The organism is Paenibacillus lentus (assembly GCF_042714055.1).
Lineage (GTDB): Bacteria > Bacillota > Bacilli > Paenibacillales > Paenibacillaceae > Fontibacillus > Fontibacillus lentus_A.
Genome location: NZ_JBHGVC010000003.1, coordinates 214,648 through 238,029, shown reverse-complemented (window position 1 = coordinate 238,029; position 23,382 = coordinate 214,648). Strand labels below are relative to the sequence as shown.

Here is a 23,382-nt window from a genome sequence, read left to right as displayed (position 1 = left end):
GTTCTTCCGTATACCCTAACCGGCTGCATGGGTTCGCGGAGACGACGCAGGATAACGTCTTTCCTTTTGGTCCCCGCATGGATTGTCACGATGTATATGGTATCTTATGCCCTCTTAAGTAAGAGTGTGACAAAGGCCCAGCTCCGGCAATCTTCTAGCGTTTTCCTTGATTTCGAACGAGCCGCCGCATTTCTTCCACGATCAGGTGAGCCGATTCCGGCTTTCCGAGCTGCCTCGCAGCCGCCGACATCGATCGGTGAAGGGACGAGTCGGTCATAATGCGTTCTATTGCCGTATATAAGGAACTGCCGGTTAAATCGGGCTCGACGATGACCTCAGCGGCTCTTGAGTTCTCTAGCGATCTCGCATTTTTCTCCTGATGATTATTCGTGACATTTGGGGACGGAATCAAAATTGATGGGATTCCCAAAGCGGTAATCTCCGCTAGAAAGGACGCCCCCGCCCGGTTCACAATCAATGAGGTGCATGCCAGCACCTCCGGCATATTGTGCACATAAGGCAGCACCCGTAAATTGTCGGGCATCTTGCCTAGCCTATCAGCGATTGCTGTTTTCGTATTTTCATAGTAGCCTTCCCCGGTAACATAAATAAACGAAATATGCCCCAGCTTCCCTACGGAAGGCGACATATCAATCATCGCTTCGTTAATAGCCCGCGCCCCTCGGCTTCCCCCAACAACGAGGACGACCAGGCTGTTGGGCGGCAGGCCAAGAGAGGCATATCCTTTATTTTTATCCGCTTCAAAAACGGTCGTGGCCCGCGGATTTCCGGTATAAAGAATTTTCTTCGCCGTCGGAAAGGCAGCACCTGATCCTTCGAAACTAACCGCTACCGTAGAAACATATTTGCTCAAAAAGCGATTGGTTAATCCCGGTACGGCATTCTGCTCATGAATGATGCTAGGAATGCCAAGCTTGGCTGCTGCATATACGACAGGGCCGCAAACGTATCCTCCTGTGCCGATCACCACATCCGGCCTGAATTCGCGCAATAGGCGCTTGGAAGTGCGCACTCCTTTTAGGAAACGTACGATCGTCTTGACGTTGTCGAATGATAACTTCCGGCGGAAACCGGTAATATTAATAGCTTCAAAAGGAATATTCTCTTTGGGAACTAAAGAGCTCTCCAGCCCTCGTTCACCGCCTATATATAAAAACTCGGAATCAGGGTATTCCGCACCGCATTGATTCGCGATCGCCAGAGCGGGATAAATATGTCCCCCCGTTCCGCCGCCGCTTAGCACGACGCGCATATTTCTCACCTCGCATAACGGGATAAATTCAATAAAATACCAAGCGCTGTCAGCATTAGTGTAAGCGATGAGCCCCCGTAGCTGATCAGCGGCAGAGTAATGCCAGTGACAGGCATGAGACCGATGACGACGCCGATATTAATGACAACCTGTACAGCTACCATACCGACAATGCCGACGGCAAGCAAGCTGCCAAAGCTGTCTTCCACTGTCATCGCCACTCTCATGCCCCTCCATACTAATATAAGAAACAGAAGAAGAACTAGCAATCCACCGATAAAGCCCAGCTCCTCCGACAAAATAGAAAAAATAAAATCCGTCTGCGGCTCTGGAACATAGCTGTACTTCTGACGGCTCATCCCAAGCCCAAGACCAGCTAGTCCGCCTGGACCGATCGCGTAAAGCGATTGAATAATTTGATATCCGGCGCCGAGCGGGTCTGACCATGGATCAAGAAAGGCGGTAATTCGCTGCAAACGATAAGGTGCAGCCAATATAAGGCCAACGAAGCCCAGAACGCCGACTGCAGCCAACCCAGCCAAATGCTTAATTCTGGCTCCCGCGGTAAATACAATGAGCAGAGAAGCTCCCATCATGACCGTTCCGGTTCCTAAATCCGGCTGCAGCATGATAAGGCCAAACGCCAGCCCCATAATGCCTAGCGGAGGCAGCAGCCCTTTCGTAAACATCGCAATCTTGTAATCTTCCTTGCTGAGCCAATAGGAAAGAAACAGAATCATTCCGAGCTTCATAAACTCGGAGGGCTGTATGCCGAAGGAGCTAATGCCAAGCCAGCTTCGCGCACCGCCGCGTACGACCCCTATCCCGGGAATAAGTACGATGATAAGCAGGGCAAAGCAGCCTAACAGCCCTAATTTTGCATATTTCCGTAAATGGCGATAATCCAGGTTCATCATAAAGAACATCGCCGCAAGGCCAAGTACGGCAAATAACAGCTGCCGTTTAACGAAATAGAAGGAATCGCCGTAATCATGAAAAGCGAGTACAGAGCCCGCGCTGTATACCATTACAATTCCTATAGCTAGCAGTCCCAATACGCTGGACATTAACCAAAAATCCGGTGCCATGCGATTCTTGCTCATCGTGGAAGCCACCTCTTAAATGAAAGTAGGGGCTTTTCCACCCCCCTACTTAAAGGGTATGCACCGCCTCTTTAAAAATGCGTCCCCGTTCCTCGTAAGAAGCAAACATGTCCCAACTGGCGCAGGCAGGCGATAGCAGGACGATATCCCCCGGCTCCGCCAGGCTGGCAGCCTTACGGGTAGCGGTACGCAGCATCTCGGCAGCACTTTCTCCAGTATCGACAAGGAAGGCGTCCGGTAATCCGGCAAGCTTGGCAATACGGGCCATTTTCTCCTTCGTTTCACCCAGGGCTACGACGGCTTTAACCTTGTCCCTAAATGCAGGTACCAGCTCCAAATAGTCGGAACCGCGATCCAGGCCGCCCGCAATGAGCACGATCTGCTCGGTCAATGCTTCAATCGCCATCGTTGTCGCCTTGGAATTCGTTGCTTTCGAGTTGTTATAGTAGGTTACACCCTCTTTGGTAGCTACGTATTCCAGACGATGCTCTACGCCCCGGAAGGCGCGCAGCGGCTCATTAAGCTGCTCCGGACTCGCCCCCGCTGCCAGGCATGCGGCAATAGCCGCCAGGGCGTTCTCCGCGTTAAAGCGTCCCGGCAAGCCGATTTCATCCACTCGAATGATGTCGATGACAGTTCCCTCAGAGCTCTTGTAAACGATGGTTCTTAGTTGCGATCCCGTCTCGTGCGGCAAATACGGAGGATCGATATAGACCCCTTCCGTCGCCAGCCGCTCTGTCATTGAAAACGGGAAAAGCCTGGCCTTAATATAAGGGACAAGCTCCCGGCACGCGGGATCATCCCAGTTAATAACTGCGGTGTCCTCCTCTGTCTGGTTCTCGAACAGCTTCGCTTTGGAGGAAATATAGTCTTCCATCGAGCCGTGATAATCCAAATGCGTCTCAGCTACATTAAGAAGCACGCCGATGGCTGGACGAAACTGCTGAGTCCCCTTCAGCTGGAAGCTGCTAAGTTCCGCGACCATCCAGTTGTCTCCGCGGGCTTCTTCAGCAGCTTCGCAGAGCGGCGTTCCGATATTGCCGGCGACAATCGGATGAAGGCCGGCCGTTTGCAGCATGCTCCCGATCCATGTCGTTGTCGTCGTTTTTCCATTAGAGCCCGTAATGCCGATCATAGGCGCTGCGCATAAGTGATAGGCGACCTCCACCTCGGTGACAACGCCGATGCCCAGCTCCAGCGCTTTGACAACGGGCGGAGCGTTATAGGGAATGCCCGGATTTTTTACAACCAGCTCTATTCCTTGATGAATCAGCTCATCCGGATGTCCCCCGCATAGAACAGAAATTCCCAAAGCCTCTAATTCAGAAGCTTCGGGACATTGATCTCTGTCCTTTTTATCATTGACTGTGACGATCGCGCCATGGCGATGCAGGGTTTTGGCAACTTGAACTCCGCTTCTCGCAAGGCCCAGGACGACAACCTGCCGACCCCGGTATTGTTCTGGATGTTTCATGATTTTACAACCCCTTGTTTAAATAAAGTCCAACGCCTGCAAGCAATAAGCCAACGGCCCAGAAGGTAACGACCACCCGCCACTCCGACCAGCCCGACAGTTCGAAATGATGATGAATCGGACTCATTTTGAATATTCGTTTGCCGCGTGTTTTGAAAGAAATCACTTGCAGCACGACGGATAGCATCTCGATGACAAAAACCCCGCCAATCACAAGAAACAATAATTCGCTTTTGGTTATAATCGCAATGGCAGCGATGGCGCCACCGATGCCAAGCGAGCCGGTGTCCCCCATAAATACTTTTGCCGGATGTGCATTGAATACAAGAAAGCCCAGCACCGCGCCGATCATCGCGGCAGCGCATACCGCTGCCGGTATCGATGTAGCCTGCATCGCGATCACGGCATAGGCTCCGAAGGCGATAGCACTTACTCCCGACAGCAATCCATCTAGTCCGTCGGTAAAATTCACCGCATTACTGATCGCAAGCATCATAAGGATAATAAAGGGATAGTAGAACCAGCCTCCCCAATCAAACGAGATTTGCGTGCCCGGTATGCCCAGTGCAGTGCTATGCCCCTCGGAAATCAACAGGGCGCAGACGATACCGGCGAATAGCAGCTGTCCGAACAATTTCTGCTTGGGCGTTAGTCCCAAGGAACGCTTGAATACAATTTTGATGTAATCATCCATAAAACCAACCAGGCCGAATCCAAGCGTAGCTACGAGCAGCACATAGAAATCCGTATTAATGACGGAAAATTTCAGGAAAGCCAGTGTAAATGCCAATATGATGACAATACCGCCCATCGTGGGCGTTCCCGCTTTCTTCTGATGGCTTTGCGGTCCTTCACCGCGAATCTGTTGTCCGAATTTCATCCGTCTTAGAAGCGGAATGAGCAGTGGTGCCGAAATAACGGCCAGTATAAAGGACACTCCGATCGTTAGCAGTATAAGTCCAAAATCCATGGGATCACCCCCTTTTGCCGGTATTATTGATGTAGATCACTGTTTTGAACGGCTTCCACGACTTCCTCCAGTCTCATCCCGCGAGAGCCTTTAACGAGCACCACATCTTTAGGATGCAAAACGTTCATCAGTCCCGAAATAAGCTCAGTTTTATCAGTATATGCATGGATACTCTCTTGGTCCAAATGCTCTGCGGCACCTTCCGCAATCTTCGCCCCTAGTGCACCGTAGGTGAACAGTTGATCCAGCTTGCCGGCCGTTATGAAAGCACCGACCTCCCGATGCAGTTCATTCTCGGTCTCCCCGAGCTCCAGCATATCGCCCAATACGGCGATTTTATGGCGGTAGCCCCTCATATTCTCCAGCACTCCGATAGCTGCCTTCATGGCTGTAGGACTGGCGTTATATGCGTCATTCAAAATCGTAATTCCACTGACGCCTTTAACGACCTCAATCCGCATGCCGGTTAGCTTCACCCGGGTCAGCCCTTCCTTGATCGCTTGCTCCGTCACACCGAAATAGCGGGCCACGGCGATAGCCGCAAGGCAGTTGATGACGTTATGCTGGCCCAGCAGCGGCAGATGAAGCGGCTCTTCGCTTCCGGCGCTGGAGGCAAATACCGTGCTGTCATCCAGAAACATTAAACCGATCGGGTAATCGTCATTATGAGGCTGCAGACCGAAGGTCACCGTATTAAAGCGTTCCGGTTTGGGCATATCCGCCTCCCCAAGCACTTTCGGTATCAACGGTTCATCGCCGTCATAAACGAGCGTTCCGCCGGATTTCAGGCCTGCCAATATTTCCAGCTTGGCCCGGGCGATTTCCAGCCTGGAACCCAGCTGCATTAAATGGGCTTCCCCGATATTCGTGATGACCGCCACTTCCGGCTCAGCCAGCTTGGACAGCAGTTCGATTTCATGCCGTCCGCTCATCCCCATCTCCAGCACGGCGATATCGGCATTCTCCGGCATCGCGAGAATCGTAAGCGGCAGCCCGATATGATTATTGAAATTCCCCTGTGTTTTATGCACGTTGAACGTGGTAGAGAGCAAGGAGAAAACGATATCCTTGGTCGTCGTCTTTCCATTGCTTCCGGTAATTCCTACGACCCTTGCCTTGCTTTCTCTAAGATAGCTCTGCGCAAGCCGCTGCAGGGCCTCAAGTGTATTGTCTACGGTAATAGCCGGGCCTGGCGGCGTACCCTTGGCTTTGTCCCACAATACCGCACTAGCTCCCGCCGCAAGACAATCGGCCGCAAAATCATGGCCGTCAAACCGCTCTCCTGCAAGCGGAATGAACAGACAGCCCTTCGAAATACGACGTGAGTCCGTCGTAACACCTTCTATGATCAGGTCGGCATCATCCGGCTTGCGGATTTCTCCGCCGCACATTGCCGCTAATTCTCTCAAATTTCTTTTTATCACTTGCTCAAGCCCCTTATCGCTTCTTTAGCGACGATCCGATCGTCAAAATCGTGCACCGCTGTACCGATCAATTGATAGGTCTCATGACCTTTCCCCGCAATCAATACTACATCTTCACTGCTTGCCATTTCAATAGCCTTTTGGATCGCTTCCCGCCGATCGACAACCAGCTCGTAGCGCTCTTCCGGCACGTTGTCCTCTTTCAGTCCGGCTGCAATGTCAATCAGAATCGCCTTCGGATCCTCTGTGCGTGGATTATCGGATGTGATGATGACATGCTGTGCATAACTGGCAGCTATTTTGCCCATAATCGGCCGTTTGGTCCGGTCTCGGTCTCCGCCGCAGCCGAATACGCAAATTACCCGCCCTTCTGCAAACTCGGCAACCGTGCGAAGCACATTCTCCAAGCCGTCCGGCGTATGGGCATAATCGACAATGACCGCAAACGATTGGCCTTCATCGACAGCCTCGACCCGTCCGTCAACTCCCTTGAGAGCCTCCAAGCTCGCTTTGATCCGATTCAGCGGAACACCCTCTAGCAATGCTGCGGCAATCGCGGCCAAAGCGTTGTAAACATTGAATTTGCCGACCATGCGAAGCGTAATGTCGGTGCTGCCCTGAAACGTATCAACATGGAAGGAGGTTCCTTTCGCCGTGACGGCGATGCTCGAAGCCTGAATATCCGCCCTATTCTCTACGCCATAGGTCACGATCTCGGCTGCCGTTTGCTTTGAGAAATAGTCGGATGCCGGGTCGTCTGCATTGAGAACCGCATAGCTGCGGAGCTTCGGATCTCTCTCATATACATTCCCAAGCCGGGAGAAAAACAGTCCTTTGGCGGCGCGGTATTCTTCCATCGTATGATGGTAATCCAAATGATCCTGCGTCAAGTTCGTAAACACTGCGGTACGAAACTGCGTTCCTTTTACCCGCCCCTGCTCGAGCGCATGCGAGGATACCTCCATCACGCAATAATCCACACCGCTTTGAACCATATCATCCAAGTAATGCTGCAAATCGAGCGATTCTGGAGTCGTTCTCGGCATCGGGAAGGCCTGCCCGCCGTATTTTCGTTCAATGGTACCGATCAAACCCGTATTTTTACCCTGATCCGCAAGAATGCGTTCAATGAGATAAGTCGTTGTCGTCTTGCCGTTCGTTCCTGTTACTCCGATTACTTTCATCCGCGAGCTCGGCGTATTATAGAACACGTTACTTAAAATCGCCATTGCAAGCCTGCTATCCTTAACCTGGAGCTGCGGCAAATCAATATGCTCTAGATGCCGTTCTACAACAAGCGCTACAGCTCCCTGCTCAGCAGCCTGCGGTGCGAAGTCATGCCCATCCACCGTGTGCCCTGGCAGGCAAATGAATAAATCGCCGGCCTTCACCTGCCTTGAATCAATGGCGACGCCCTGGCACAGCGTCTCTCCGTCACCATATATTCTAGATGCTATTAAATATGTAGCCAGTTCTGTCAGCAGCATATAAAACCCCTCCGTCGAATTCTTACGTTGATTATCTTGTCACCGATGATCTGATCACCAAATGAGCACTCATTTATATTATCACCAAGAGTATGGCTTTTCAGGAATATTATTCACGGGTGGTCATGTTCTATTTCAGCTTCGGATTCCTTGCCCATATAAATTCGAATCGTCGAACCGCTCTCAACCCTTGCACCCGGCTTCGGCGCCTGATTGATGACAATATTCCCCACACCCGATTTAGCCAAGGAAAAGTTCATATTCAGATCCTCATAAAGTTCCTGCACGCTGTGGCCGATCAAATCCGGAACGGTTACGATTTTCGTTTCCCCGTATTTATATTTCTTTGAGAGTTGATCTTTGCGGGGAGGAACTTTCATATATTCCAAGGCATCGGTTAAAATATTACGAACGATTGGCGCAGCCACAACGCCCCCGAATTGGATGCCCTGCGGATTGTCTACGGCGGTGTAAACGATAATTTGCGGATCGTCTGCAGGCGCGAAGCCGATAAAGGATACGATATGCTCGCTTGTCGAATACCTTCCATTCACAACCTTTTGGGCCGTCCCCGTCTTGCCGCCGACTCGATAGCCGTCGATAAAGGCATTGCCCCCCGTCCCATTCGCTACGACGCTCTCCAGAGCATTTCTTACTTGCTTGGAGCTCTCCTCGGAAATCACCTGGCGAACAACGGTCGGCTCTACTTCGTCGACAACCTGGCCGGTTTCGGGGTTGGTCCAAGATTTCGTTACATGCGGCTTATACAGCTTCCCGCCATTAATCGCCGCCGAAACGGCAGTGATTTGCTGAATCGGGGTTACCGACACCCCCTGGCCGAAAGAGGTCGTTGCCAGCTCAACCGGGCCCACCTGCGTAAGCTTAAACAAAATGCCGTTCTCTTCCCCGCTTAAATCAATTCCCGTTTTACTGCCGAAGCCAAAATCCTTAATATACTTGAACAGGGTCTCTTTGCCGAGCCGTTGTCCAAGCGTAACAAAACCAGGGTTGCAGGAGTTCTCCACGACCTGGAGGAAGGTCTGGCTGCCATGACCGCCCCTTTTCCAGCAGCGAAGCGATGCGCCGGCTACCTTAATATAGCCTGGATCAAAAAAACCTTCGTTAAGATTTACTTTTTTCTCCTCCAAAGCCGCTGCAAGGGTAATGATCTTAAACGTTGACCCCGGCTCGTACGTCATCCAGATGGGCAGATTGCGATTGTACACCTCTGCGGGATACTCCTGATAATCCGCCGGCTCATATCCGGGACGTGCTGCCATCGCTAGTATTTCTCCGTTTTTGGGATTCATAGCGATAGAGATCGCTGAATCCGCCTGCAGTCTGGCCATCGCCTGATCAAGCTCTCTCTCCATAATGCTCTGGATCGTCTTGTCGATCGTAAGCTGCAAATTAAGCCCATCCTTCGGCTGGACGTATTTCTCCGAGGAGCCCGGCATCAGCCTGCCCCCAGCATCGGATAAATACGAGATGCTTCCATTCATTCCGTTCAGCTGGCTGTCATATTTTTTCTCGATCCCGGTAAGTCCCTGATTGTAGCTTCCGGTAAAGCCTAGGATATGGGCGGCCAGCCCTCCATAAGGATAATACCTTTTGTTATCCTCAGCAACAACAATACCCGGGAGAGCCAAATCACGAATTTGCTGTCCTTTTTCCATCGTAATTTTGCGTCCGCCGGGTTGCAGCCTGACTATCGATTGTCGCTTCGTGATTGTCTTCAGAATCTCTTCTTCGTTCATCCCTAGTAAAGGTGCCAAGCTGCGTGCTGTAGCCTCCGGGGCTTTAATCTGTACCGGAATCGCCATGACCGTCGGCGTCGTTATATTATAGGCGAGCGTAACCCCGCTGCGATCGCTGATTTCCCCGCGCTTGGCCGAGAAAGGGATGTTACGGCGCCATGAATCCTCCGCTCTGGCCGACAGCTCTGCTCCTTGCCCTAACTGAACATAAGCCAGCCTTATGACCAGGGCCGCAAATAGCAGAACAAGCAGCATCAGCAGTAACAGCAGTCTTCGCCTGACGGTAACCTTGGATACTTTCATCGATTGCCCTCCCTGTTTGTTCCTAAAGACATGATCATACTGCTATCATGACTATTCAGGACAAACAGGGGTTAGAACAAGCTATCGGGATGAGCTGGCGGATTCGTCCAAATCCTGCGATTCCTCCGTATCCTTCTCCTCCGCCTCATCCAGTGCATTCTGGTCTGTCTCTTCTTCTACCTGATCCTTGCCAAGAGGCTCCAGTACAAGCGTCACCTGTCTTTGACCTTGAACCTCCGCTACCTTCTGATCAACAACATAGCCCTCGCCTGCTGTTTTTACAGATACCTGCAGCACCGACAACAGCTCCATCGCATCGCGCAAGGATTGTCCCTTCACGTTAGGTATATTCAGGTGCTGGCCCTCTTCCGTCAGAATGTACATATGCTGGCCTGACTTCAGATGTGTTCCAGCCTTCGGGAATTGGGACACGACCTTGCTTCCGTTCCCCAAGGTGGCGTAGGAAACACCCTTGCCTGCAAGCAAATCCTTTGCTTCTTGGACTAGCAGCCCGCTGAGTTCCGGCGCCTTCGTGCCGCTGCCGGATGAGACTGCCGAATTCGTGCCCTCTTTATCAAGCTGCTTCGGTACGCCCATATATTGCAGTACCTGATTTAGAATTTTCTTCACGATCGGACCTGCCGCCGTACCTCCGCCAAGCTCGGAATTTCTCGGTTCGTCAATAAGTACGAGAATAACGATTTTAGGATCGTCCACTGGCGCATATCCAAGGTAGGAAACAACCTGTTTGGAATAGTCATATCCACCGCCCTTGGCGGGTTTAACCGCAGTGCCCGTCTTACCGGCTATGCGATATCCGTCAATATAAGCATGGCGCCCGGTTCCGATCTTTCTATCCGAGACGACCTGCTCCAAATAGCCGCCTACTTCCTTCGCTTTCTCCGGCGACATCACCTCACGAATGACCTTCGGCTGCGTAGTCACCGTCTCGCCGGTATGTGGGTCGGTGACGGATTTGACAATATGCGGCTCCATCAATTTACCGCCGTTCGCCACAGCCGCTACCGCGGCTACCTGCTGCATCGGGGTAACAAGCAGCTGCCCGTGCCCGTAGGACATGGCAGCATAGTCAGCTTGGTATACGGGACTTACCTTTCCCTTGGCCTCGCCGGGAAGCTCAATGCCGGTCTTTTGGCCGAAACCGAAATTATCGACGTACTGCTTGAGCAGCTCGGGCCCCAGCTTCTCGTAGCCGAGCTTGACAAATGCAACGTTACTAGAGCGCTTGACGCCCTCCAGATAGGAAATGGCCCCCCACCCAGACCGTCTCATGTCGTGAATCGTTTGACCGGGTACGCGGATACTGCCGGACATGAAGCTATCGTTTGGATTGAACATTCCCTCCTGAACCGCTCCTGCCAAAGTAACGATCTTAAACGTGGATCCTGGCTCATATACGGATTTAATTGCATGATTATAGAAATTCTTCGGATCGACGTCTTTCCAGTATTCATTCGGATTGTAGGTCGGCATATTCGCCATGCCCAGAATCTCCATGGTTTTCGGGTCAGCGGCAATCACCGTCATGCTGATCGGTTTCAATTCGGCGTAAGCTTCCTTCATCGCCTCTTCGATATAATACTGGATTGTGTAGTCAATCGTCAGCTGTAATTCTTTTCCATTTGTTACTGGCGTATAAATTTCGCTAGCTTTCGGAATTTCAATTCCGCGGCCATCGCTCTTATATTCAAGCGAGCCATCCTGGCCCTTGAGCTCCTCATCGTAAAAAGCTTCAATTCCCGTTCCTTGCACAGCTTCACCTTCACGATTGACATATCCGAGAATATGCGCTGCAAGACTTTGCTTCGGGTAGTAACGCTTCTTATCCTTGATGAGAATAATACCTACATCCTCAAGGTCATGCTCTTTCATCAGGTCGTTTTTAAGCTGCTCAACCTGATCCTTCACATCCTGATCGATCTTCCAGCCCTCTCTGCGCACTTCGCGCTGCCTATAGTACTCGCCATCTTCATTTTTGGCATTCACCAGTTCGCGCAGCTCGTCTTCTTTCTTCCCGAGAATATCATGAAGCCCCTTCACGATGTCCTCCTGGATCCCAAGCTCATGAATAAGCTTAGGATTGATGGCAACGGTATAGGCAGGTGCATCCACCGCAAGTATATCGCCGTTTCGATCCGTTATTTTACCGCGACTGGCTGGAATCGTTTTTTTCTTCGACCACACTTTTTCCGCATGGGCTTGCCAGAAATCCGCCTGTACGACCTGAACCCAAAACACTTTCCCCATCAATACAGCAAAAAAGAGGGTAATAATTCCCCCTATGAGCAGCGTTCGCAATCTGATTCTTTTGATCATGGCTAGAACCTCTTTAAATCTTTATTTCCGGGCGATCTTTGCTGCGTCTCCCGAGTTAGCAGCCTTGCTTCCATTCTCCGCTGAAATTTGCACGTGAAAACCTTCTTCATCCGATGCTGTGTAACCGAGCTTAGCGGCCTCCTCAGGAATTCGCTCCTCCAGCTTCTCTTTCTGAATTGTCAGCTCATTCATCTCGGCATTCAGCTTCTGCATTTCGGAATTCAGATTATACATATCCCGTTTGATGCTATACAGATTACCATTTTGCCACAGCAAACCGCCCATCACGGCTACACAGAACATGATTGTAAACATGTACAGCAGCTTCTCCCGGACAGGAAGCGAAGACTTGCGAGTAACGACCTTCGTCGTTTCGCGATAGCGCTCTGACTGGTAGCCGCGTTCTTGAGTTTTTTCTTTTACCGCCAAGTTACCCCGTGTATAGGCCATATCAATTTTCCTCCGCTACAGATTACAATTTCTCCGCTACGCGTAATTTTGCTGAACGCGCCCGGGGATTATCAACCAGTTCCTGTTCTGAAGGAACCACCGGCTTCCGGTTGATCAGCTTCAGCTCTCCCTTTCCCCCGCAAACACACATCGGAAAATCAGGAGGGCACGTACATCTCTCGACAAATTTTGCAAAAATTTGCTTGCAAATCCGGTCTTCTAGCGAATGAAAGGTAATTACTGAAACTCTTCCACCTGGTGCCAGACAACGAATTGCAGCATGCAAACCATCCTCAAACGCGCCCAACTCGTCATTGACCGCGATTCGCAACCCCTGAAAGCTTCGCTTGGCCGGGTGTCCGCCAGTCCGGCGCGCGGCTGCCGGTATTCCCTCTTTAATGAGTTCAACAAGCTGGCCCGTCGTTTCAATCGGATGCTCGGAACGCTTCTCCACGATTACTTTAGCGATACGCCTTGAAAATTTTTCTTCGCCGTACTGGAACAAAATACGGGCAATCTCACGTTCAGGCCATTCATTCACAATTTCTCTGGCAGTGAGGCCGGCCGTCTGATCCATTCTCATGTCCAGCGCTGCATCCGCGTTATAGCTGAAGCCTCGCTCACCCTCATCAAATTGGGGCGATGATACGCCTAAATCAAACAGGATCCCATCGACCTGAGGCACACCCTGTTTTTGAGGGACCCATTCCAGCTCGGACAACTTTTCCTGTAAATATCGAAAATTGCTTCGCACCAAGGTTAATTGCTCCCCGTAGGAAGACAAATTGGCTTTGGCATGACTATGCGCCCAATCGTCCTGATCAAAGGCGATCAGCCTGCCGTCAGCTCCAAGCTTAGACAGAATAACCGAGCTATGCCCTCCGCCCCCCAAGGTACAATCTACATAAATACCATTCGGCTTGATGCGCAGCCTTTCTGTCGCTTCTTCTTTAAGCACTGTGATGTGATGAAACAAGCTGCAGCCCTCCAGACCGTCTACAAATCAAAATTAAAATCAACCAATTTCTCTGCAATGTCATTAAAGGTATCCTCCGATTGCTGGAAATACTGCTCCCAGGTGTCGCGGCTCCAAATTTCAACGCGATTCGACACGCCAAGAACGACGCAATCCTTCTCCAGCTTAGCGTACTGCCGCAGATTGCCCGGTAAATTTACCCTTCCCTGTTTGTCCCACTCGCATTCCGTCGCACCCGAGAAAAAAAAGCGGGTGAAGGCACGAGCATCAGACTTCATCAAAGGGAGGGCTTTGAGCTTCTGCTCCAGCACGGCCCATTCCTCCATCGGATACACAAAGAGGCATTGGTCCAAGCCGCGGGTAACGACAAAAGAGGCTCCAAGAAGATCACGAAATTTAGCCGGTATAATAATCCGGCCTTTGTCATCAATGCTATGTTGGAATTCCCCCATAAACATTGAACCGTCACCCCTTACCTCTTTCCCCCACTTTGCACCACTTTCCACCACTCATGACTAGTTATTCTGCATTCTAGCGTAAAATCCTCCTATAAAGCAAATTATTTTTTAGTGAAAACGCATATTTTTGCCAACCCTTGCATAATTCCAAGTTTTACATAAAATAGTTAGGTATAAAGAACATTGACAAAGGGTCTAAAGTCCCGAAAAAGAAATAAGCGCAGTGCCCTTTGAAAGCTGCTGGTCACAGCATGAAACAGAGCCCCCTTGGTTATAATCACGCAAAAAGGCAGCCAGGAAATAATATTCCTGACCGCCTTAATGGATCGATATTGCTATAATGAATCACACTCTACAGCTCTTCTTAGTGTTCCTGCCAGCTGTCCAAATAAGCGCGCTGTTCTTCAGTAAGCTGATCGATGCCAAATCCGAGGCTTTCCAGCTTGTAGCGCGCGACCTGCTCATCCAACTCATACGGGACGTTAACGACAGATGCACCAATCTCTTTATAATGCTCATTTACGTACTTCAAGGACATGGCTTGCAGAGCAAAGGTCATATCCATAATTTCGGCAGGATGTCCGTCTCCGGCTGCCAGGTTCACTAGGCGACCTTCAGCCAGAATGTACATTTTGCGTCCATCCTTTAATTGATACTCCTCGATATTGCGCCGCACGGTGCGCACCGAAGCAGAACGCTCCTGCAGCTCAGGTTTGTTCACCTCAACGTCGAAGTGGCCCGCGTTGGACAGAATCGCTCCATCCTTCATCACATCATAGTGCTCTCCGCGAATGACGTCGCGATTGCCTGTAACGGTAACGAAGAAGTCGCCAAGTTTAGCCGCTTCGATCATCGGCATGACATGGAATCCATCCATATAAGCTTCGACCGCTTTAATTGCGTCAATTTCCGTAACAATGACGTTGGCTCCAAGGCCCTTGGCACGCATAGCAACTCCTTTACCGCACCAGCCATAGCCTACAACGACAACTGTTTTGCCAGCAACGACCAGGTTTGTCGTGCGGTTAATGCCATCCCATACCGATTGACCCGTTCCATAACGGTTGTCAAACAAGTATTTGCAGTAAGCGTCATTGACCGCTACCATAGGGAATTTCAGCTGGCCTTCCTTCTCCATCGCTTTGAGGCGCAGGATGCCGGTCGTGGTTTCCTCAGCACCGCCGCGAACGTTCTCAAGCAAGTCCGGACGCTCGGAATGCAGAATGCTGACCAGATCCCCCCCGTCATCAATGATGAGATCCGGCTTGTTCTCCAGGGCGCGAATCATCAGCTCTTTATATTCCTTCGGATCAGGATTGTATTTCGCAAACACCGTTACGCCATCTTCGACAAGCGCCGCACACACATCATCCTGAGTAGAGAGCGGATTGCTTCCGGTAATGGTAACCTCGGCCCCGCCAGCTTGAACCACTTTAGCCAAATAGGCGGTTTTTGCTTCCAAGTGCAAGGAAATCGCTACCTTCAAGCCTTTGAAGGGCTGCTCCTGCTCGAATTGCTTGCGAATGCGGTTAAGCACCGGCATATGGGCTTCAACCCAGTCGATTTTCAAATGTCCCTCCGGGGCCAGCTTCAAGTCCGCAATAACACTGTTCTGAATCGATTTTGTCGTCAATGCAGTAACCTCCTAATTAAAAAACGTAATAAATCTGTTTTTGAGCTGCCTCTAAACGTAGATGATTCTGTGCTGCCCCATCATCTCATACGGAACCTCCATCAGACGGTCAATCCAATCGAAGCCGTAGCGATTTAAATAGGCATAAATATTGAATACTCGCTCCTGTGGCTTATGCTGCGGAAATAGCGACAATTCAATACGGTCAAAATGCCGCAGGCCAGCTTCATTGCTTCTCTCAAGCGCATCCTTGACGCGAGATTGCAAGAAATCCATTTGCTCGATAATCTTAGCTTTATTTGTACCGCCAAGCCTGAGCAGACCCTTCTCTACATGGCCTAGCTGCTCAATCAATGGATCGTATAAGCCGGCGAATGCCGTTTTCATTTCTTCAAACTGCGTATCCAGCTGCAGCTTATCCTGCTTGGCCAGCCAGTCGGCCTTGATCCTTTCAAATACATTATGATCCATTACATCTTCCCATGTCAGACCATATTTGTCCATATGCTTTTGCAGTGCAGCGTCCACGATCGTGAACGACATCCGGGGCAGCAGAATCGGCATCCGCAGCTTCAGCAGCTCGAAAGCATTCCGCGTGAGTCCCCAATAAGCAATCTCTCCTTGGCCAAGGACGGAACCCAGTACAGGCAGCAAATAATCCTGCATCACGGGGCGGGTCAGCACATTGTTGCTAAAGCGCTCAGGATGCTCGCGCAGCCCGGCAATTAGTTCATCGGGGGTAAAGGCAACCAAACCTTTGCGATCAACAAATTTGCCATCCCGCTTAAACAGCAGCATGCGTTCTCCTTCTGCAATGTAAAACAGATTCGCCCCGCCCTCAGCCACTTCTGCTTGCGGCTGATAGCCCGAAGCGGCTATCTCCGCGGAAGCGGCATGATAAGCGGATTCCAGCTCATCGTTGCTTCTGATCATCGCTTCAAACATTGGCGTTTCCAGCTTGCGCAATTCCGGATCCGCGGAATCAAGCAGCACAAGTCCATGCTTTCCAAACCAGGAGCCAAGCAATCTTGCAAAGGCATCCGTCAATGAAGCGGACACAGACAATGTCTCTCTCAGGTGCTGCAGCAGCTCAGCCTTAAACTCGCTGTCCGGCAGCAATTGCTCCAGCTCTCTCGTCGCATTTTCCCATTCCAATGCGCTGACCGGGGTATAACTAACCGGCCCTCGCCGTCCTTCCTCGCGTGGAACGCGGATGCGGCATACCTCAAGCTCGGGTGAGAGTACGTATGTATGATTCACCTCATCCCAGTCATGATCCTCCCCGGCGATCCAGAATACCGGAACGACATCGCGGCCTAGCAGCGCAGAGGCTCGCTCCGCCGCCTTGATTATGGTTACGGCTTTATATATGACAAGCAATGGCCCCGTGAACAGGCCGCTTTGCTGTCCCCCTGCGATAACGACGGTTCCCGGCTGTTCCAGCTTGTTCAACGATTTCGTCACGGCGGCATCCGGATTGAATCTTGCATTATATTGACGCAGCCGCTCAACGAGTTTCCCCCGCTCGGCTCGAAGGTGCTCCGTCCGATCCAGCCATTGCAGTCTAGCCGTCCAGCTGCCTTCATCAACGGGATTGTCACCATATAAATGCTCCACTGCATCAAAGTCCGAAATGTAGGACTCCGCCAGCGGTTGACCAGATTGTAAAGGCTCTTGAACAACGTTCATCAGGTTCATATCCTCCTGTTCTTATCGGAAACCTCCATTCGATTGTACCGAATGTCCTCCTTTCCCGTCAAAGTGAATCTCTTAATTTCAGCAAAAAGCTCTCCCATCGACGCAAAGCGACGTTGAGAGAGCTTAATTTCTTGTTATTTCTTCGGCATCGATACCCAATGTCCCTTGGATATCTCAACCAACTCGGAGTTCTCCAAGTCAAAGGCACCTCCGCTCGAGGCACCGCCGTTGGCCGATTGGATCGGACCATTGGCGTCATCTTCCAGCAGAATGCGTTTCTTGTTCGCCTCTACCTCCGGATCCGGAATCGGGATGGCGGACAGAAGCGTTTTCGTGTAGGGATGCATAGGATTAGCATAGAGTTCTTCACTTTCCGCAAGCTCTACAATGCGGCCCAAATACATCACCGCTACTCTGTCACTAATATGCTTAACCATAGACAAGTCATGGGCGATGAACAAATAAGTCAGCCCTAGACGATCCTGCAAATCCTTAAGCAGGTTAACGACCTGAGCCTGAATCGACACGTCCAGCGCCGAAATCGGCTCGTCACAGATGATGAACTTTGGATTGACCGCAAGTGCGCGGGCAATTCCGATCCGCTGACGCTGTCCGCCCGAAAATTCATGCGGGTAACGCGTCGCGTGATCCGGGTTAAGGCCAACCATATCGAGCAGCTCTTCTACCCGTTTTTTCCGTTCTGCACGGCTGCCGGCCATATTGTGGATATCCAGCGCCTCGCCGATAATATCAGTTACGGTGAATCTAGGATTTAGCGAGGCATACGGATCTTGGAAAATCATCTGCATATCGCGGCGCATCGCCTTCATTTTCTTTGGAGGCAGCTTGCTGATATCCGTGCCGTTAAACTTGACGCTTCCTGCCGTAGGCTCGTACAACCGAAGAATTGTACGTCCTGCCGTCGATTTGCCGCAGCCGGATTCGCCAACGAGTCCCAGCGTCTCGCCTTCCGCGATAGAGAAGCTGATATCATTCACGGCTTTAAGCACGTTTCCGCCACCGACATTGAAGTATTTCTTTAAGCCTTCGACTTCGATCAAATTATTCTTCAAGACGACTACTCCTCCTTCGCCATCGGATGCAAGTCCCAGCACCGTGCTGTATGCGTATCGCTAAACACGGTAGCTTCCGGGTCGATCCGTTCACAGATCTTCATCGCCTGATCACAGCGGGCTGCAAACGGGCAGCCTATCGGCGGTTTAATCAAGTCTGGGGGAGTCCCGATAATCGGAATTAGCGGCTCGCCCTTCTTCTGATCCAGTCGCGGCATGGAACGCAGCAATCCCTTGGTATAAGGATGCTGTGGATTTTTGAAAATCTCCCATTTCGTTCCGGTTTCTACCACTTCCCCGGCATACATGACGATAACGCGATCGCACATGCCGGCTACGACACCAAGATCGTGCGTAATCAGTATAATAGATGTTCCGAGACGCTGCTGCATCTCCTTCATCACATCCATAATTTGAGCCTGTATCGTTACGTCAAGGGCGGTCGTCGGCTCATCGGCAATCAAGAGAGCAGGCCGGCAAGCCAGCGCGATCGCGATCATCACGCGTTGACGCATCCCTCCGGAGAATTCATGGGGATATTGGTTAAAGCGAGCTTCCGCATTTTTAATGCCTACAAGTTTCAGCATCTCAATAGCTTGGGATTTAGCTTCAGCCGCTGACATATTCTGATGTTTAATTAACACTTCGGTAATTTGCTTACCGACCTTTATAGTTGGGTTCAAGGAGGTCATCGGGTCCTGGAATATCATGCCGATATCTTTACCGCGAATAGCTTCCATTTGTTTCATGCTTTTCTTCAGCAAGTCCTGTCCTTGGAACAGGACTTCACCTTGCTTGATCATTGATGGAGGGGACGGGATCAGGCGCATGATTGTTTGGGCGGTGACGCTTTTACCACTGCCCGACTCACCGACGATAGCAACCGTTTCCCCTTTACCTATTTCAAAGTTCATGCCTCGAACGGCCTTTACTTCTCCGCCTTTAACCTGAAAGGATACATGCAGATCCTTAACTTGTAAAATCGGTTCCATCATTCCACCTCCTACTTCTTCAGTTTTGGATCCAGCGCGTCACGAAGACCATCGCCGAATATGTTAAATGACAGCATGGTTAAGCTAATGAGAATAGCTGGGAACAGCATGCGCCAAGGATAGTACAACCAGCCGGTAAGAGCATCGTTGATCATCGAACCAAGGGAAGCGATTGGCGCTTGTACGCCCAGTCCGAGGAAGCTAAGGAACGCTTCGGCAAAAATCGCGTTTGGAACGGACAACGTCACGGTAACAATAATCGGCCCTACGGCATTCGGAAGCAGGTGGCGGAACAAAAGACGCCCCGAGCCTGCACCCATGGAGCGGGAAGCAAGTACGAATTCACGGTTTTTCAGCTGCATGATCTCACCGCGAACAATCCATGACATGTTAATCCACCCGGTAATCGTTAATGCCAAGATAATCGTGCCCAGACTCGGCTCCATAACGACAAGCAGCAGAATTGTTACCAGAAGGTAAGGGATCGAATACAGAATCTCTGAAAACTTATTCATAATTTCATCTACACGACCGCCAAAATAACCCATAATGCCGCCATAAATGACGCCGATCAACAAGTCGATACAAGCAGCGGCCAAGCCTACGATCAGGGAGATTCTTGCCCCCATCCAGGTACGGACGAACACGTCGCGTCCGAGATCATCGGTTCCGAACCAATGCTCCGCAGACGGCTTCGCATTCGTATTCAGATAATCGTTAGAATAATAGTTGTATTCTGAAATCATCGGGCCAACAATGGCTGCAATAACGATTAACGCCAGCATGCCAAGGGCGCCCATCGCCAGCTTGTTGCTGCGCAAGCGATACCAGGCATCTTTCCAAGCGGAAATACTTTCACGCTGAATGACTTCAGCTTCCTTCTCGTCCGTGCCGATTTTGCGGAAATCCTCCGGCTTCAGGTCAGCAGGGGCCGGCATTACTTTCATCGGTTTTAAATCCATCCGTTACCCCTCCTTTCCTTTGTTAAGTTTAATGCGGGGATCTACGAATACATACGCGATATCGGTGATAAAGCGAGCCAGCATCAGCAGGATTCCATAGAATATCGTAATCCCCATAATGACCGGGTAATCGCGGACGCCAATGGCCTCAACGAATTGCTTTCCAATTCCGCCGATCCCGAAAATTTGCTCGATAACAACGGAACCGGTAACGATATTGGCCGTCATCGGGCCTAAATAAGTGACAACCGGCATAATTCCATTACGAATGACGTGACGGAACAATATAGCCATCCAGCCTAAGCCTTTCGCTTTAGCTGTCTTGATATAATCAGCGTGCAGCACTTCCAGCATGCTCGAACGGGTCAAGCGGGCAATAAAAGCGATCGGCTGCGCCGTCAAAGCTGCCACCGGCAGAATATAATACATCGGCCCGTTAAAGCCCATCGTCGGCAGCAATTGAAGCTTTGAAGAAAAGACATATTGAAGCAAGGTTGCGACAACGAAGCTGGGGACAGCAATGCCAAGCACCGCTAGCACCATCGCTATATTATCGATCAGCTTGCGATGATACAGCGCTGCCAGCATTCCGAGCAGTACACCGACGATAACCGCTACAATAATAGCAACCAGCCCAAGCTTCAATGAAGTAGAAAACGTTTGTCCGATGATGTCAGAGACGTCCTGATTGATCTTCTTCATCGAAATCCCGAGATCCCCTTGAGCGATATTCCCTAGATATTTCAAATACTGTTGATAAACGGGCTTATCCAAACCTAATTGTTCACGCAGGCGCTCCTGGATCGCAGGCGGCACCTGTTTCTCTGAGGTTAATGGATCCCCTGGAATTGCTTGCATCAGAAAGAAGGTGGCCGAGATCAGAATGAACAACGAAACCAACATATAAAAAAACTTATTGGCAATATAACGAACCATGCCCGTTAGCACCTCCTTATGATAAATTTCGACATAAATCGATTTTAGGATAATTCTTTCACAATGTCTATTCAATATAATTGCCATAAGTACGCAAAGCTTGGAAGTTTCCTGACCACATACAAAAAAACGGGATATATATGGAATACCCACATATATATCCCGGAGTAGCTATTCAAATTACTTGCGTTGATCCGTAATGTACGCGCGAGTATAGTCGATCGCACCGCTGAAATCAAGCGATACGTCTTTGAGCCATGGTTTTTCTACCGCTACGTTGGTGTAGTAGTAAATCGGCAAAATAGCCATGTTGTCTTTAATGAAGATTTCTTCGGCTTTTTTCATATTCTCGTTACGTTTTACGTTATCTTCCAATACTTTTGTTTCAGCGACTAGCTTGTCGTATTCCTCGTTCTTGAAGCCGATGTCGTTGTTGCCGCTGTTGGAAGTCCACAAATCGATAAATGTCATCGGATCGTTATAGTCCGCGCTCCAACCAGCACGTGCAACTTGGTAGTTCAGGTTTTTGCGGTTCTCGATAAAGACGCCCCACTCTTGGTTTTCCGTTTTCACGTCAACACCAAGGTTTTTCTTCCACATATCAGCTACAGCAAGAGCGATTTTTTTATGGCTTTCGCTGGAATTGTAAATCAATGTAATGTCAGGAAGTTTCGTATATCCTTCTTCTTTCATGCCTTCTTCAAGAAGCTTTTTGGCTTCCTCCAGGTTTTCCGTAAAAAAGTCATCTTTGTTCTCCGTACGGTATTCATCATTTACCCCGTTAATACGTGGAGGTATGAACCCGAATGCTGGAGATTGTCCACCAAGCGTTAACTTGTCGACGATGATTTGACGATCGATGGACATGGCGAATGCTTTACGAATTTTAGCGTTATCAAACGGTTTTGCTGTCAGGTTAAATTGATAGTAGTAAGTACTTGCAATGTTACTAACTTTATACTCGTCTTTTAATTCTGTTTGAACATTTGGAATTTGGTCGGTAGGAATTTCACCGTTCGGGTGCCCTGCACGATCCAATTCATTGTTTCTATAGCTGGTGAGCTCGGTTGCTCCACTATTTACAAGAGACATCGTAATTTTGCTCAGCTTAATGCTGTCTTTGTCCCAATAATTTTCGTTCTTAGTTACTTCGATCGTTTGGCCCTTGATCCAAGTTGTCAATGTAAACGGACCGTTAACGATCATTTTGCTTGCATCTACTGCCCATTTCGCATCATCTTTAACAGATTGGTGAACAGGGTAGAACGTGTAGAAGGATGTCAGACCAAGGAAATAAGGTGTTGGTGCAACGAGTTCAACTTCCAATGTGTAGTCATCAGTTGCTTTTACGCCAACTTGGCTGAAATCGGTAATTTTGCCTTCATTATATTCTTGAGCGTTTTTCAAGTAGTACAGTTGATATGCATAAGGTGCTGCTGGTTGTGTATTCGGGCTCAGAACGCGCTCCCAAGCAAACACGAAGTCGTGTGCTGTTACAGGGTCGCCGTTGCTCCATTTAGCGTCTTTACGAAGAGTGAACGTATATTTCGTGCCGTCCACATCCCATTTTTCCGCTGCAGCAGGAATCGGTTGTCCATGATCGTCCATGCGAGCAAGACCCTCGTACATGGTTTTGAGGACAGTGTTAGCTTGGCTATCTTGTGCCTGGGCAGGGTCGAATGTTGGAGGCTCAGCGCTCATATTAACTCTAAGCGTTTGATCCGCAGCCAGCTTCACCTCACCACTGTTTCCATTTTCGGCAGGTGCGTTGTTCTTGCCGCCGTTTGAGGCACCTTTGTCATTGGATCCGCAAGCAGCAAGCAACGTGCTTAGCGCCAATACCAATGTCAAAAGAAGCAAGAGACTCTTATTCTTCTTCATCTAGCAATATCCCCCTTAAAAATTTGTGGTATATGTTTTTAGATTATACAACCAGCGGTCAAAAAATCCAATACAAAATTTCAGAAATTGAACTATTGTTAATAAAATCCTTTGCTTTTTCTTAACAAAATAGTCCTTTCAACAATATTGGCTTCATCATATGTCCGAGTTTTGACCGGTAAAAGTGTGCAAACT

General features: G+C 50.0%; 18 protein-coding genes. All 18 read right to left on the bottom strand.

Annotation, left to right across the window (positions count from 1 at the left end; translation table 11 throughout):
• Nucleotides 1-154 precede the first annotated feature (154 nt).
• A complete protein-coding gene (gene murG / locus ACE3MQ_RS07810; RefSeq protein WP_379392054.1) occupies nucleotides 155-1,273 on the bottom strand; it encodes an undecaprenyldiphospho-muramoylpentapeptide beta-N-acetylglucosaminyltransferase in 1,119 nt (372 codons plus the stop codon).
• Between the two features lie 5 nt (nucleotides 1,274-1,278).
• Nucleotides 1,279-2,376: a stage V sporulation protein E gene (spoVE, locus tag ACE3MQ_RS07805; protein WP_379392053.1), complete on the bottom strand. Its 1,098-nt coding sequence runs from the start codon at nucleotides 2,374-2,376 to the stop codon at nucleotides 1,279-1,281.
• A 49-nt stretch (nucleotides 2,377-2,425) separates the two neighbouring features.
• Nucleotides 2,426-3,850 carry a UDP-N-acetylmuramoyl-L-alanine--D-glutamate ligase gene (murD, locus tag ACE3MQ_RS07800; RefSeq protein WP_379392052.1) on the bottom strand — a complete coding sequence of 475 codons (1,425 nt, stop codon included), beginning with the start codon at nucleotides 3,848-3,850 and terminating at the stop codon, nucleotides 2,426-2,428.
• 4 nt (nucleotides 3,851-3,854) lie between these two features.
• A complete protein-coding gene (gene mraY / locus ACE3MQ_RS07795) occupies nucleotides 3,855-4,820 on the bottom strand; it encodes a phospho-N-acetylmuramoyl-pentapeptide-transferase (RefSeq protein ID WP_379392051.1) in 966 nt (321 codons plus the stop codon).
• Between the two features lie 23 nt (nucleotides 4,821-4,843).
• Nucleotides 4,844-6,241 (bottom strand): UDP-N-acetylmuramoyl-tripeptide--D-alanyl-D-alanine ligase, encoded by a 1,398-nt coding sequence (locus ACE3MQ_RS07790; protein ID WP_379392461.1) that lies wholly within the window; start codon nucleotides 6,239-6,241, stop codon nucleotides 4,844-4,846.
• The gene (locus tag ACE3MQ_RS07785; protein WP_379392050.1) at nucleotides 6,241-7,731 is read right to left on the bottom strand and encodes a UDP-N-acetylmuramoyl-L-alanyl-D-glutamate--2,6-diaminopimelate ligase; all 1,491 of its coding nucleotides are present in this window, start codon (nucleotides 7,729-7,731) and stop codon (nucleotides 6,241-6,243) included. Before ACE3MQ_RS07785 ends, ACE3MQ_RS07790 begins: the two co-directional genes overlap by 1 nt.
• 113 nt (nucleotides 7,732-7,844) lie before the next feature.
• Complete coding sequence (locus tag ACE3MQ_RS07780) at nucleotides 7,845-9,791, bottom strand: stage V sporulation protein D (RefSeq protein ID WP_379392049.1); 1,947 nt, start codon at nucleotides 9,789-9,791, stop codon at nucleotides 7,845-7,847.
• A gap of 81 nt (nucleotides 9,792-9,872) precedes the next feature.
• Complete coding sequence (locus ACE3MQ_RS07775) at nucleotides 9,873-12,128, bottom strand: penicillin-binding transpeptidase domain-containing protein (protein ID WP_379392048.1); 2,256 nt, start codon at nucleotides 12,126-12,128, stop codon at nucleotides 9,873-9,875.
• Between the two features lie 21 nt (nucleotides 12,129-12,149).
• A complete protein-coding gene (locus tag ACE3MQ_RS07770) occupies nucleotides 12,150-12,578 on the bottom strand; it encodes a hypothetical protein (RefSeq protein WP_379392047.1) in 429 nt (142 codons plus the stop codon).
• A 22-nt stretch (nucleotides 12,579-12,600) separates the two neighbouring features.
• Nucleotides 12,601-13,554 carry a 16S rRNA (cytosine(1402)-N(4))-methyltransferase RsmH gene (gene rsmH / locus ACE3MQ_RS07765; protein WP_379392046.1) on the bottom strand — a complete coding sequence of 318 codons (954 nt, stop codon included), beginning with the start codon at nucleotides 13,552-13,554 and terminating at the stop codon, nucleotides 12,601-12,603.
• Nucleotides 13,555-13,574: 20 nt separating this feature from the next.
• The gene (gene mraZ / locus ACE3MQ_RS07760; protein WP_379392045.1) at nucleotides 13,575-14,012 is read right to left on the bottom strand and encodes a division/cell wall cluster transcriptional repressor MraZ; all 438 of its coding nucleotides are present in this window, start codon (nucleotides 14,010-14,012) and stop codon (nucleotides 13,575-13,577) included.
• A 364-nt stretch (nucleotides 14,013-14,376) separates the two neighbouring features.
• Complete coding sequence (locus ACE3MQ_RS07755; RefSeq protein ID WP_379392044.1) at nucleotides 14,377-15,645, bottom strand: adenosylhomocysteinase; 1,269 nt, start codon at nucleotides 15,643-15,645, stop codon at nucleotides 14,377-14,379.
• Nucleotides 15,646-15,696: 51 nt separating this feature from the next.
• On the bottom strand, nucleotides 15,697-17,334 hold the full coding sequence (gene bshC / locus ACE3MQ_RS07750) for a bacillithiol biosynthesis cysteine-adding enzyme BshC (protein ID WP_379392043.1): 1,638 nt from the start codon (nucleotides 17,332-17,334) through the stop codon (nucleotides 15,697-15,699).
• Between the two features lie 143 nt (nucleotides 17,335-17,477).
• Nucleotides 17,478-18,416 carry an ABC transporter ATP-binding protein gene (locus ACE3MQ_RS07745; protein ID WP_379392042.1) on the bottom strand — a complete coding sequence of 313 codons (939 nt, stop codon included), beginning with the start codon at nucleotides 18,414-18,416 and terminating at the stop codon, nucleotides 17,478-17,480.
• 5 nt (nucleotides 18,417-18,421) lie between these two features.
• A complete protein-coding gene (locus tag ACE3MQ_RS07740) occupies nucleotides 18,422-19,408 on the bottom strand; it encodes an ABC transporter ATP-binding protein (protein ID WP_379392041.1) in 987 nt (328 codons plus the stop codon).
• Nucleotides 19,409-19,419: 11 nt separating this feature from the next.
• Nucleotides 19,420-20,370, bottom strand: coding sequence for an ABC transporter permease (locus ACE3MQ_RS07735; protein ID WP_379392040.1), 951 nt, complete (start codon nucleotides 20,368-20,370; stop codon nucleotides 19,420-19,422).
• Nucleotides 20,371-20,373: 3 nt separating this feature from the next.
• Entirely contained in the window at nucleotides 20,374-21,306 is a 933-nt protein-coding gene (locus ACE3MQ_RS07730; protein ID WP_379392039.1) for an ABC transporter permease, read from the bottom strand.
• Nucleotides 21,307-21,486: 180 nt separating this feature from the next.
• Entirely contained in the window at nucleotides 21,487-23,187 is a 1,701-nt protein-coding gene (locus ACE3MQ_RS07725) for a peptide ABC transporter substrate-binding protein (protein WP_379392038.1), read from the bottom strand.
• Between the last annotated feature and the right edge of the window lie 195 nt (nucleotides 23,188-23,382).